The organism is Aureimonas fodinaquatilis, from assembly GCF_008369445.1.
GTDB lineage: Bacteria > Pseudomonadota > Alphaproteobacteria > Rhizobiales > Rhizobiaceae > Aureimonas > Aureimonas fodinaquatilis.
The window spans coordinates 1-13,189 of the sequence record NZ_VTWH01000003.1; the positions used below are offsets into that span (position 1 = coordinate 1).

The 13,189-nt window shown below is 54.7% G+C and carries 12 protein-coding genes; 5 read left to right on the plus strand and 7 right to left on the minus strand.

Annotated elements, in window-relative coordinates; translation table 11 throughout:
• Both FPY71_RS12250 and FPY71_RS12255 read right to left on the minus strand, forming a co-directional pair.
• The coding region (locus tag FPY71_RS12250; RefSeq protein WP_149300606.1) for an autotransporter outer membrane beta-barrel domain-containing protein at positions 1–853 on the minus strand (853 nt) is incomplete at its 3' end.
• Between the two features lie 23 nt (positions 854–876).
• Complete coding sequence (locus FPY71_RS12255) at positions 877–2,508, minus strand: autotransporter outer membrane beta-barrel domain-containing protein (RefSeq protein ID WP_149300607.1); 1,632 nt, start codon at positions 2,506–2,508, stop codon at positions 877–879.
• 246 nt (positions 2,509–2,754) lie between these two features.
• On the opposite strand from FPY71_RS12255, the gene FPY71_RS12260 reads away from it, so the two are divergent.
• Positions 2,755–3,033 carry a hypothetical protein gene (locus tag FPY71_RS12260; protein ID WP_149300608.1) on the plus strand — a complete coding sequence of 93 codons (279 nt, stop codon included), beginning with the start codon at positions 2,755–2,757 and terminating at the stop codon, positions 3,031–3,033.
• Positions 3,034–3,141: 108 nt separating this feature from the next.
• Positions 3,142–3,624 (plus strand): Dps family protein, encoded by a 483-nt coding sequence (locus tag FPY71_RS12265; protein ID WP_149300609.1) that lies wholly within the window; start codon positions 3,142–3,144, stop codon positions 3,622–3,624.
• Between the two features lie 98 nt (positions 3,625–3,722).
• Here FPY71_RS12265 and FPY71_RS12270 read toward each other — a convergent pair whose 3' ends face one another.
• The 5 genes from FPY71_RS12270 to FPY71_RS12290 all read right to left on the minus strand — a co-directional run bounded on the left by FPY71_RS12270 (position 3,723) and on the right by FPY71_RS12290 (position 8,549).
• Positions 3,723–4,910: an OpgC family protein gene (locus FPY71_RS12270; protein WP_149300610.1), complete on the minus strand. Its 1,188-nt coding sequence runs from the start codon at positions 4,908–4,910 to the stop codon at positions 3,723–3,725.
• 138 nt (positions 4,911–5,048) lie between these two features.
• Positions 5,049–5,741 (minus strand): GntR family transcriptional regulator, encoded by a 693-nt coding sequence (locus tag FPY71_RS12275; protein ID WP_149300611.1) that lies wholly within the window; start codon positions 5,739–5,741, stop codon positions 5,049–5,051.
• A 128-nt stretch (positions 5,742–5,869) separates the two neighbouring features.
• A complete protein-coding gene (locus FPY71_RS12280; protein WP_149300612.1) occupies positions 5,870–6,727 on the minus strand; it encodes an ABC transporter permease in 858 nt (285 codons plus the stop codon).
• Positions 6,724–7,533: an ABC transporter ATP-binding protein gene (locus FPY71_RS12285; protein WP_149300613.1), complete on the minus strand. Its 810-nt coding sequence runs from the start codon at positions 7,531–7,533 to the stop codon at positions 6,724–6,726. The genes FPY71_RS12280 and FPY71_RS12285 overlap by 4 nt, the downstream gene beginning before the upstream one ends.
• Positions 7,533–8,549 carry an ABC transporter substrate-binding protein gene (locus tag FPY71_RS12290; RefSeq protein WP_210246289.1) on the minus strand — a complete coding sequence of 339 codons (1,017 nt, stop codon included), beginning with the start codon at positions 8,547–8,549 and terminating at the stop codon, positions 7,533–7,535. Before FPY71_RS12290 ends, FPY71_RS12285 begins: the two co-directional genes overlap by 1 nt.
• Before the next feature lie 145 nt (positions 8,550–8,694).
• Here FPY71_RS12290 and FPY71_RS12295 point away from each other — a divergent pair, with 145 nt between their 5' ends.
• From FPY71_RS12295 to FPY71_RS12305, 3 genes are all read left to right on the plus strand, one after another.
• Positions 8,695–9,399 (plus strand): fumarylacetoacetate hydrolase family protein, encoded by a 705-nt coding sequence (locus FPY71_RS12295; protein WP_149300615.1) that lies wholly within the window; start codon positions 8,695–8,697, stop codon positions 9,397–9,399.
• A 24-nt stretch (positions 9,400–9,423) separates the two neighbouring features.
• Entirely contained in the window at positions 9,424–11,259 is a 1,836-nt protein-coding gene (locus FPY71_RS12300; RefSeq protein ID WP_246160512.1) for a gamma-glutamyltransferase family protein, read from the plus strand.
• Between the two features lie 225 nt (positions 11,260–11,484).
• Entirely contained in the window at positions 11,485–13,089 is a 1,605-nt protein-coding gene (locus FPY71_RS12305; protein ID WP_149300616.1) for an OpgD/OpgG family glucan biosynthesis protein, read from the plus strand.
• The last annotated feature ends 100 nt before the right edge of the window (positions 13,090–13,189 follow it).

A 13,189-nucleotide genomic window follows, 5' to 3' on the forward strand; every position in this document is an offset into this window, starting at 1 on the left:
GCTGTGCACGCACCTGGCTGCCGCCTTCCAGCAAGGCGGTGCGAACCGAAGCCTGTCCCTCACCCGAAAGCTGGTTGAAGGCATGCACCGCCTGATCGGCATTCAGCATCAGCACCGCATTGTGTAAGGCAAGGCTGGCCGAACCCGGTGTCTGGTCAAGCTGGTCCAGCGCACTGGCTGTGCGACGCTCATTTTCCGTTCCTGCAACCTTCGGGAAAACCGGGTGCGGGTCTGTCGGATCCTGCGGGTCGGTTTTCACCGCCAGAACCAGCGTGGCATCAGTGGCTGAATATTCGACTGTCGAGCCAAGAAATGCGCTGTCTATGGTCAGGTCGGAACTCAGAGTGCCTTCAATCTGACCTGCTTCGACCACCTTGTAACGCTGGCCATTCACATAGCTGATCGTGCTGTCCAGTGCCGAAACTTTCAGGGTTGCGCCACCCAGATTCGCCGTGCCGCCCACGACGATCTTGTCGGAATGGCCTTTGCCAGCAGCGGCTTCAAACTGGTAGGTTGACCCGGCATTCATCGTCATGTTGCCGGAAACGGTGAATGTGCCCGGCGAATTGCCCGGAGCAATGGTTGAGCCCGATTCCAGGACCAGTTCGTTAACCGTTCCATTGCCTTGAAGCAGCGTGTTCTCTGAGGCCACAACCGAGGTGCCAAGCGTTCCATTAACAACCAGAGTGCCGCCGTTCAGCCAGGTTGTGCCTGTCAGGCCGCTGTTGATGCCATTCAGTACAAGAGTGCCGAAATCGGTTTTTGAAAAGCCGTTGCTTCCCACCAATGGTGCGTTGATCGTGGCTATGTAGTCTGCACTGTCGCTGCTGTTGTCGCCCACCTGAATGATCACATGCGCATCGCCGTGATCCAGTTTCAGCGTATCGCCGCTGATCGTATATCCGTGATGTTGAGAGTGCCGTTAGCAGATAAATCATAGCCGACGGAAATAACGGGACCAATGACCGGAGCTGACAGTGCCAGATTCACGGTGCCAGCCAGATTGACGGAGCCATAGACAGTCAGTGCGGTTCCACCGCTTCGCTGCGTCACATTCAATGTTGCACCACTGGAAACGTCCAGATCATTCTGAAGCGTCGTGGTCATTATGGCTGCACTGGAAACCTCCAATGTGCTGCTGTTTTCTACAGAAACATCACCACCAAAACTGTTTTCATTCAGAATGGCCTTACCTTTGGACACGGTCCACTGTGAAACCGAATATGACGGACTTCCCGTCAAGGTCCACTCAGTCAAATCAGAGTCAGCATTCACGTTGACCTGCGAAATGCCGTCAAAAGCACCGTCAACGTCTGACTGGTTCAATGATGTCAGATCAAATGATCCGTCAAAACTGCCGCCAAGTGTCAGTGATGCGGTGTTGACGCCGCTGACGATAACTCTGCCGTTTGAAAACGTGTATCCACTTTCCAGCGTGATAGAGGTGTTGGCCTCTTCCAGCAGAATATCGCCGGTAATGACGGAGGTGCTGCTGAGAAAAATGCTGTTCGTTCCGCCGGTCAGATGAATGGCAGTGCCATAATCATTATAACTGCCCTGACCGGAAGCGACGGTGCCGGAAATATTCAGAACCAGATCTCCACCGACAATGCCGGTGCCTTTGGTGGCGTAGACAATCATGGAGCCATGCATCGCGTAGCCGCTGTTGCCACCCTGCACAACCGCGCCATTCGCAATCATCATCTGCATGTCACTGCCCATGATGGCGTTGCCGCCGTAGCCGCCGGTTTTCGAGCCGGAAGAACCAACTGACGGAGCGTTACCGCCGGCGCCACCCGATATGTTGGCACCTACGATGATCATGCGGCTGTCTATCTGATCCAGAAAATAGAGTCCGACACCGCCGCTGCCGCCAGAGCCATCCTGGCCGGACACATCACCTGCGGCGCCACCACTGCCGCCATCCCCACCAGTGATGTTGTTGACGAAGGATTCTGTAGACGGTGCTATGAGGTTGATAACAGCGCCCCAGCCGCCAGCACCGCCACCACCGCCGTGGGTTGCTCCTCCCATACCCGCACCGCCCGCGCCGCCATTACCACCTGTCATAGCTCCGGGAGGTGCCACGTCACCAATATACCCGTGTGCGCCGCCACCACCGCCGCCACCGGAGGCGGTGGTGGAAAACCCATCCGCGCCGTCTGCTCCCGCACTGGCTCCGCCAAGGCCACCCATACTGTTGCCCATGCCACCCGCGCCACCAATATTGCCCGCGCCGCCACCGCCTCCGCCACCTAGAAGGAGGCCGCTTGCCCCAGCGTTGCCGGCGGTGTTGGTGGAATCAGTGCCTCCTGCTGGCTCTGGCGATGTCATACTGCCGCCGGCGCCACCATCTGCATAGGCCGCCACCATCAAGGCCGCGGGCACTGCAATCAATGCCGTTCCCGTCATCAGGCACGCATACAGAACGCGCATGGTTGGCGCTTTGCGAGGCAGCTTTTGATGATGCTGGATGTTGAGGGCTGGCTTGGCTGAGAGGTTTGGCAACGGTTTTACTCCTGACAAGTGCGTCGGAATTCCGAAGCACTCCTAATCCTGCTGATTGGCATCCGATCGAAGACCTATACGTTCAATATATAAAGGACAGTTTCAATATGTTAAATTGCAAATAAACATTTATGTTACCAATCCGCCACTACCCGGTATTTGGAATGGTTTAAAACAACATGCAAAATCAGTGACTTGACTTAAATATGAGTTCAATTATCATATTTAAGAGGACAGGAGGCTGGTATGGGGTTCGTTTCTCCGGTGGATGTTTTGGCAGTGTTGGGGCCAATCAGTGCGGTTGTTCTGCATGAAGCTGTGCGCACTCGCGTCACTCTCGCAGAGCTGCATGAAGCGGTCAGGCTGGTGCGATACGGGGACGAGGCTGACCCCGCAGTTTACGGCGCCCTTGAAGCAAGGATGCGCCGACTGGTGGATCTTGTTTCGGTTGTTATCGAGCGGCAGGAGGTGGGCGGAAAGCCGGGCAAATCCGCGGCGACGTCAGAGACGCGTCTACTGTTTTAGAAATATTCTAAAAAGGACTTGAAGGTTCTGCCAGGCTGCTCTAGATTGGAGGCAATCTAAAGAGTGGCTGGCCTGAATGTGCAGCCCCACACCATTGGAGTTTATAAAATGGGTCTGATCGCCGCGAAAATCGAACCAAACGCCAAGGAAGACATCGTCAATGGCCTGACGCAGGCGCTGGCCGAAACGGCGATCGAAACTCTCAAGGCACAGAATTTTCACTGGAACGTAACGGGCTGGTCTTTCGGCCCGCTGCATGAGCTGTTTCAGAAAATGTATGAAGACCATTTCGAAGCGCAGGATCTACTGGCAGAGCGCATCAAGGCGTTTGATGCTCATGCTGAAGGCCGCTACTCCGTATATCTAGAGCGCAGCGCCATTGAAGAGCATGATGGCAAGACAGATGCCCGCAGCATGGTAGAGGCTCTGCTTGCAGATCAGGAAACTCTGTCATCCACGCTGTCTGCTCTGGCGGAAGTCGCTGATCAGCATGGCGACTGGGCAACCAACGATCTGGCAACCGGTCGCATTGCCGCGCATGACAAGTTTGCCTGGTTCCTTCGCTCGCATCTGAAGGCCACAGGCGCCTGAGCTTTGCAGCATGGAAGTTTGAAAAAAGCCCGGCTCACCGCCGGGCTTTTTAGTTGAAATGTTCAGGCGATTTCAAGAACGGTTCACCAGAAGATGCCCTAGCGAGAGCTCAGGTGGCCGGGTGGTTGATCTGAATGACCGCGCTCTCGCCAGAGTGCCGGGATTGCCATGAGGGAAATGCCCAGTATGGCCATCGCGCTTTTTGTCAGCTCGGAAAACTCGGGTGTCGTCAGGTCGATGTAGATAACCGCATAAACGATGACGATATGCCATGCATAAACCTGCAGGGAGTGCCGGCCCAGCAGCCGCAGGAACGGCCACTTCAACAGCCAGATCAGACCATTGGCCAAAGTGCGAACATAGGCATAGTGATGTTTTGGCCCGGCAATCAGAAGCCATGCGACCCCGGAGGCCGCGGCAACGAAATTCAACAGATAGACGAGACCGAAACTGGCGCGCACCTCGAACGGCATGAACCGCTGCAACATATCGTCCGGCATCAACCCATAGCCCGTAGCCACTCTCAGCGGCAGAAAGAACAGGCATATTGCCAGCGCGGCCAACGGAATAATGCTGTGCCGAGGTGAAAACACCTTGCCCCAGTTAATGGCGTTTTGCGAAGTCAGTGCGCCCAGCACCACACCGGAGAAAAACACAATCTGCCAGGCCAGCAGGTTGAAATGCGCCCGGATGCCGATGGGTCCATCTCCCGCCAACGCGCTGTTGAGCGGTTCAGTGAATGGTTTCTGAAGACCGAGCTGTGCAACCATCCACAGCAGAAGTGACACAACAGCCACCACGCCCCAGCGCCCGTTCAGGCACAGCCAAAGCGCAAATGGGGCAAACAGCATGTAGAAAATGTACTGCGGCAGAATGTCCATATAGGTTGGTTGGAACACCATCAGCAGTGCGGAAACCACCCTGACCGGATTGGTCAGCGACAAATCCCCGATCCAGGGCCGCCAAAGCTCTGCTGCACCCGGCAGTACGGCAGTTGCAACCAGAAGCGCCGCCAATGCCAGGAGAACATAGACATAGAGCTGCCGTGCACGCCGCCAGATGGCTTTCGCGCCAGCAGCAAAGCCGCCACGCTGCATTTTGCGTGCGTAAACGAGCCCGACAAGCAGACCGGACAGGAAGATAAAGCCTTGCGCATCTTCAACAAAAGCCAGCTGATTGTGGTTTAGCTTCACCAACTGGAAACCACCTGTGAAATTGAGGTGGTTGATCATCATGAACACCAGAAAATACCCGCGAAGGCCGTCAATGATTTCAAGTCTGTTCATGCTACAAGCCGCGCTGCATTTGCTCAGTTAAAAAATCTTTAAGCATAATCATATGGCGTAAAATGGGCCGAATAGTTCGTAAAGTCTGACAAGCCGGTTTCCACGGTGCCGCCATATGGCAAATGCCATGACATATATTTATAGGGCGGCTGCGATTTTTTCCGAATCCATTTCGGCAGCAACTTTCTGAAAAGTGCGCTCATAATGCTCAACCAAGGCCGTTGTCGCGGTCTTGATGTCTCCATCCAATGCTGAATCCATCAGCACGCGGTGATCTTCTATATTGTTTGCAAAAGGCTTTTCGGAAGAGGCGGAAATAGCCAGATACCGCTCAGCATGGGCCATCAGCGTATCGCAAAACTCGGTCAGCCAGGGCGAGCCGTTGTTGGCAATCAGCGCCTGGTGAAATTCCCGATGAAGCACTTCCCATTCCATCCGAAGCTCGACATTGGTATCAAGCCCTACCCAGATTTTTCGCGACAAGCGATGAAACGCAACAACAATGCGTTCCTCCCACTCCTGAGTGCGGCTCGTCATCGACAATTCAAGCGCTTTTGTTTCCAGCCAGCAGCGGGTGTTCACAATCTGTCGCCAGCTTTCCAGGCTGATCGCTGCAACGGAAAATCCCCGCTGGTCAAACCGTTCGACAAGCCTTTCAGATCCGAGCCTGGTCAAGGCTTCCCGGATCGGAATATTGCTTGTTCGATATTGTCGCGCCAGAGCGTCAATAACCAGCTTTTCACCGGGCGCGATGATGCCACGAAGTATATCCGCACGCAGGCTCCGATAGATGAGTGTTGAACTCGTCTCTTTCTCAGCCGCTGCCGACATGAAAAACTCCAATTTCCTGCATTGCTCCGGCGCGTCTCACGGTCTCTCAACCACATGAAACGCTCCGGATTTTTGTCCAGTCGCACTGTCTTGCCGTCCAAAACGAAACCGTTTCAACGAGAAAAGTTCTAGCGTTCGGCCTGCTCCGCCGCGGTGCTCTTATGCCAGAAAACCAGTCGCCTTTGCGCCCAGATAACCAGGCCGTACATCAGGCTGCCTAGCAGACTCAAGTACAGAATGAGCGAAAAGACTCTGGGCGTGTCAAGCTGCGATGCTGCGACACGTATCAGTTCACCAAAGCCTTTGCCACCACCCAGAAATTCTGCGGCGATAGCGCCTGCAACAACACTGACCGATGCAATTTTCACACCGGTGAAAAAATGTGGCAGGCCTGCAGGAATTTTCAATCTGATGAGTGTCTGTAGACGGCTTGCACCAATGCTCTGAAACAGCATTCGGGCATTGTTATCTGCTGCATGCAGACCTGCGGCTGTGCCGACAATCACAGGAAAAATTGAGACAAATGCAGCCAGAGCCACTTTTGACGAAATTCCAAAACCAAGCCAGGCAACGAAAAGCGGAGCAAAAGCAATTTTAGGCATCGTATCGATGGCGACGATATATGGCATGACTGCCCGTTCGCCAAATGCCGTTTCGCCGACAAGAATGCCCAGTACTGCGCCCAGAACCACGGCTATGACAAAACCCCACGCGACTTCCTGGGCTGTGATCAAAAATGCGCTGAGCATATAGGTGCCGGAAAGAAGGTTCTGTCCAACAAAGACAATATCCTGCGCAGTGCGCCATGGTGTCGGAAGCACAATTGGCGAAACCAGACCATTGCTGGTGGCCAACTGCCAAAGGGTGATGAAGGCGACAAACAACAGTGCCATTGCAATGGGTCTTGGGACACGGTCAATCCAGCTGGCCTTTTTCACCCATACAGTGTCTTCTTCCTGTGCAGCGGGAAGCGTCAGGTCGCTCATATGAATGCCCCCTTATCCAACAGACTGCGGATGTGATTGGTGTAAGTCCCGAATTTTGGCTCACTCATCATTTCCAGCGTGCGCGGCCGGGGCAGGTCTATTTCCACCGCTTCAATAAAGCGCCCGGGTCTGGCGGACATGACATAAACCACATCTGAAAGAATAACCGCCTCGGGAATGGAGTGAGTGACCAGAAACGTGGTCGCCTGCCGTTCAAGGCAAATGCGCTGCAACTCCATATTCATGAAATCCCGGCTGATTTCGTCCAATGCACTGAACGGTTCATCCAGCAGTAGAACGTCCGGCTCCGCAATCAGCATGCGGCACATGGCGGCGCGTTGGGCCATGCCACCTGACAGTTCCGACGGATACACTCCGTCAAAACCCTTCAGGCCAACAAGATCCAGCAAGGCCAGAGCACTTGGCTTTCTGGCGTCCGAAGCCTTTTTTCCATCCCGTATTTTGATGGGCAGCAGGATGTTATCAAGTGTCGTCAGCCACGGAAAAAGCGTAGCCTGCTGGAACATCATGCCAATATCACGTCTTGGACCCAGAACCGGCTTGCCCACCAGTTTGACGCTGCCGCTGGAAGGCGACGTTAACCCGGCCATAATCTTCAAGAGAGTGGATTTGCCGCATCCGCTTGCACCGATAACAGAAGAAAAACTGCCACGCGGCAATGTCAGATCCACATTCTGCAACGCCTGGATTGAACGCGCGGAATAAGATTTGCTGACCGATTTCAGCACGAATACTGGCGGTGATCCCTCACCGCCATTGATAATAGCCGGGCTCGACGCTGCCATTAATTCCGCGCCTCGTTCCATTTCTCCACAAAGTCATTGGTGTAGGCTTTGTCGAGGTCGTCCAGCCGGTTTTTCAAACCACCTGATGCAATGAGCGCGTCTTCCCAGAGCTTCCATTGTTCAGGGTGGTGGTAACCCCAGCCGTTCGACAGATCTGTGGGAGTGATGCGGCCCTGGATCGTGTGAAACAGGCTTGTGGCAAATGCTGGATCCTCGCCTTCCTGCGGATTTCCAATTTTTGCATGTTCAAGAACTTTTGGCAGATTGGCAGGGTCGGCGCCAAATTCAGCACCGCGAACCAAAGCCCGGCCAAAACCAACCATGACCTCCGGGTTGTTTTCCATAAAATCTCTGGTGGTGATGAAGCCGTTGCCAAAATAGGCCATGAACTTTTCGGGTGTGATGTCTTTCAGCGGTATCCCCCGCAGGCCAAGAATGGCGGCATCACGTGTGGCGGAAGCATAGGCGTCTATTTCGCCGCGATCAAAGCCGACAGCGGCCATGCCGCCATCGCCCACAACGATGAACTCGTAGTCATCGCCTTCGGTCATTCCCGCATCGGTCAGCACCGAGCGAACAAACGAAACCTCGGCTCCGTCAACGGTACCCACGCCGATGCGCTTTCCCTTGAGGTCCAGGGGCACTGACACGTCGGCATCTTCCTTGACCATGATGCTGAACTGGCTTTTGGCGAAGTAATTGTACAGGTAAAGTGCATCCACGCCGTTTTCACGTGCTGCCAGCACTGCGCCTGGGCCCGCATTGCCCATTTGCGCCTGGCCTGCAGCCAGAACCTGCAACACAGCAGCGGATCCGGAAACACCTTCAACACGAATGGCAAGCCCTTCATCGGCAAAGTATCCTTCACCCATGGCGGAAAACAGCGGATAGTAACTGACGCCCGCACCTGCCGGTGCAGCGATAATGATTTCTTTAAGATCTTGGGCTGACGCGGTTGTATAACCTGCGAAAACTGCACAGGCTGTTATCAGGCCAAATATTCTCCGATTCATCATGCACCAACCCTCCATAGTTGTTGAGCGATCATCGCCAGGACCCAATGCTATGCACGATACAAAAATGTCGTCAACATAATAAATTTTTTTGCAATTAATATTCGATCATGTATGATTTTCGTGTCGGCCATATAGGACACTATCCATGTCATCGGAAAAATTCGTCATTGCCCCAGCCGTTCCGGGGTCCCTGCCTGTTAACGGTACCGAGAAGAAATTTCCGGTGCGCCGCATCTACTGCATTGGAAGAAACTTCGTTGCGCATGTGGAGGAGATGGGGGGCACCGCTGAAACCCGTCCGCCATATATATTTCAGAAGCCCAACGACAGTCTTGTCCCCAATGGAGCCTCTATTCCATACCCAACCATGACGGATGATTTCCATTATGAGCTGGAGCTGGTTGTTGCTTTGAAATCAGGTGGATACAATATCAGTGAGGAAGACGCGCTATCCCATATCTACGGATATGGCATAGGACTGGATATGAGCCGCCGCAAGGTTTTCGGCGAAGGGCTGGATCAGCGGCCGTCCGAACTTCTCAAATCTTTTGATCATTCGTGCCCGTGTGGCACGCTTTACCCTGTTGAACAGGTTGGTCACATCAAGTCCGGCAAGATTCAACTGAAAGTCGATGGCGAAATTCGTCAGGATTCAGACTTGAACCTGATGGTATGGCCCATACCGAAAATCATATCGATCATATCGAAATACTACTCCCTGGAAGCTGGCGATATCATCCTCACCGGCACGCCACACGGCGTAGGGCCGGTTGTTCCGGGAAACACCATCGTGGGAACGATCGAGGGACTGTCACCTCTGGAAATTCACATCACCGAGCCAGTTGCCTGAACCTGACGAGCCAAGGATGACAGCGTGACCAGAGCAGAAATCTTCACCACTCGCCCCGAATTGCATGGAACATTCGGGGTTGCCGCCTCCACTCACTGGATAGCAACTGCGGTTGCCATGAGCATTCTGGAGCGCGGCGGCAACGCATTTGATGCGGCGGCGGCGGGTGGTTTCGTTCTGCAGATCGTCGAACCTCATCTCAATGGACCCGGTGGTGAGGTGCCCATTCTCATCTACAGCCAGAACGAGCGGAAAATCAGGGTCATCTGCGGTCAAGGGACATCGCCTGCCGCCGCAACGCAGCAGCATTTCGATGCTCTCGGCCTCGACATCATGCCGGGTACGGGGTTGCTGCCTGCCTGTGTGCCGGGCGCATTTGATGCCTGGATGCTGATGCTGCGCGACTATGGCACAATGTCCGTGCGCGACGTTCTCGCTCCCGCCATTTCCTACGCTGAAAACGGGTTTCCACTGGTTTCCAAAATTGTCGATGCAATGGACTCTGTTGCCGAAATGTTTGCCACTCATTGGGCAACATCGGCAGCAATTTATCCCGGCCCGGGCAACATGCCGCGTGCGGGGGATTTGTTTCGCAACCCCGACATAGCTGCGACTTACAGTAGAATAGTGGGCGAGGCGGAATCGGTACGCGGTGATCGAGCGGCGCAGATCGATTCAGCTCGACGGGCCTGGTATCAGGGCTTTGTCGCCGAGGCAATTGACGGCTACTATCAATCTGCAAGCGTTATGGATTCCAGTGGCCACCACAATAGCGGGCTATTGTCCGGTCAGGATCTGGCCAGTTGGACGGCCACTTACGAAGACCCGGCCACACTGGATTATCACGGTCACACGATCGCCAAATGTGGAGCGTGGTCGCAAGGCCCGGTGCTGTTGCAGCAATTGTCCATTCTGTCAAAAACGTCCATTGCAGACATGGCGCACGGCAGCGCAGAATTCGTTCATACCGTGGTGGAATCTGCCAAACTGGCATTTGCTGACCGCGAGGCTTGGTATGGTGACTCCGCCGCGCAGCCCCTGGATCTACAAGCAGCACTTTCGGATGACTACGCCATTCAAAGACGAGGCATGATCGGTAACACCGCTTCTCTGGAGTTGCGGCCCGGCCGCATTGCAAATGCAGAGCCGAGATTGCCCAGGACCCGGCTTGTGCAGGATTCAGCCAGCACTCTCAAAGTGGCCGGGGTGGGTGAGCCGACCGTCGCAGGCGATGGCAGCCCTACCACCGACAGTCATGGAACTTTACGGGGCGATACTTGCCATATTGATGTGATTGACCGTTGGGGCAATATGGTTTCCGCAACCCCCAGCGGCGGATGGTTTCAAGCCAGCCCGGTCGTGCCTGGACTGGGCTTCAATATCACTACCCGTGGTCAGATGTTCTGGTTGGAACCGGGCTTGCCAAGTTCGATTGCACCCAACAGACGCCCCAGAACAACACTCACGCCATCCATGGCATTGCGGGATGGCCAACCTTACTTGGCATGGGGCACTCCCGGCGGTGATCAGCAGGATCAATGGTCCCTGTTGTTCCTGCTTCACCACCTTCACCACGGCATGAACCTGCAAGAGGCCATTGACGCCCCGGCCTTCCATTCGGAGCATTGGTCCAGCTCATTCTGGCCAAGGGAAGCTGCACCCAACAAGCTGGTCATGGAAGGGCGGTTCAGTCCGGATACGCTGAATGCGTTGCGCAATATGGGGCATGATGTTCATGTCGGTGGGCCGTGGTCTGAAGGTCGCCTCAGCGCCTGCACTCAAGAGCTTCACGGTTCCACCCGATTTTTGAAAGCCGGAGCCAATGCACGCGGCATGCAGGGATATGCGGCCGGACGCTAGTCGCCCGACCAATCTGCGCAAAACCGCTCCGCACTTTTGCTGAAATTGCTTAGGCATCTCTATGGTCGCAATTTCCTGCGCAAAACCGCTACACACTTTTGCTAAAATTGCTCTAGATGAACCCGTTGGCCATTTTGATGCCCTGTTTACCGGGTTTCTGACCCGGCAAGGGCGACAATTTGTCGTCAGCCAGAGTCATTTTAATTTCTGAGGTGATGGGGTCGTATGACATATTTGAACAGACGGCAATTTCTGTATTCGTCAGCAGCCTTGGCCGCTCTTTCAGCAATATCGCCCCATCAGGCAAGCGCATTGACCAATGCGGATCTGGGTGAGCCATTCGACTTCACCTATGAAGCCCTGGTCGAACGCGCCAGAGAAGCGGCCGCAAAGCCCTATGTTGCTCCCTACCGCCCAATGCCGGAAGTCGTGCAGGAAATCGACTATGATGCACATGGCAAGCTGAAATTCAAAACCGATTTCGCTCCGTTCTCCGGCAGTGGCGGCGCCTATCCGGCAACATTTTTCCACTTGGGCCAGTTCTTCGGCAAAGCCGTGGCCATGCATGTTGTGGTCAACGGTGTGGCCCGCCGCATTGAATATTCGCCGGAGCTTTTCAAAATGCCGCAGGACAGTCCGGCACATCGGCTGCCTGCCGATTCCGGGTTTGCCGGGTTCCGCTTGCAGGAATGGCACGGCGCGGACGATTGGCGCACTCAGGATTGGGTCGCATTTCTCGGAGCATCCTATTTCAGGGCTATCGGCGCTTCCGGCCAATATGGCCTTTCGGCACGCGGCGCGGTCATCAATGCCGCAGTTCCCGATATGGTTGAAGAGTTTCCCGACTTTACCGAATTCTACATCGACGAGGCGGAAGATCCTGAAAACCCGGTCGTCATATGCGCTCTGCTCAGCGGTCCAAGCATTTCCGGTGCATTTCGTTTTTCCATTCGCCGTGGACTGGAACGTACCAAAGGCGTCGTGATGGATGTGGAGTCACAACTCTTCCTTCGGGAGGATGTTGAGCGGCTGGGGCTTATGCCGCTGACTTCGATGTTCTGGTACGGCGAATATGGCAGAGAGCGCATGCGCGACTGGCGGCCTGAAGTGCATGATTCAGATGGCTTTGCCATGTGGACGGCCAATGGTGAGCGCTTGTGGCGGCCTTTGAACAATCCACCCTACGCAACAATTTCGGCCTTTTCTGACGAAAATCCGCGGGGCTTCGGGTTGTTGCAGCGCGACCGTAACTTTGATCACTATCAGGATGGGGTGATGTATGACCGCAGGCCAAGTCTGTGGGTCGAACCTCTTGCTCCCCTGGGAAGAGGTTATGTCGAGCTGCTGGAAATTCCGACCGATGATGAGATCCACGACAATATCGGCCTGTTCTGGGTTCCCGAAGATCCGGCACTGAAGGGCGCGGAATACAAGCTGCACTATCGTCTGCACTGGTTGGACAATGAGCCATATCCTGCAGAAAACATCGCCCAGACCGTTGGCACACGTATGGGCCGAGGCGGTGAACCGGGCAAACCGCGCCCCGATAACCTGTTCAAGTTCGTCATTGATTTCGACCGACCTTCGGTCATGACTCAGATACCCTATGGAATATTCCCTGAGGTGATCGTCAGCACCTCTGCCGGACGGGTTATCCGCACTTTTGCCGAACCGGTGCCGAATGGAAATATCTGGCGCGCAACCATAGACCTTGAAATCATGCCTGACGAAATCGCCGAAATGCGCGCTTATCTGGAATTGGACGGCAAACCACTGACTGAAACCTGGCTTTACCAGTTCGACAGCCGCAATGTTCTGGCCTCCGGCTAGACAGACACCTGAAACCAGGCACCCGGCCTGACAGAATGTCGCAGAAATTGTTGAGTTTTTGCAACGGCTTGTGGTGGATAATTGAAATCCCATTTCGTGA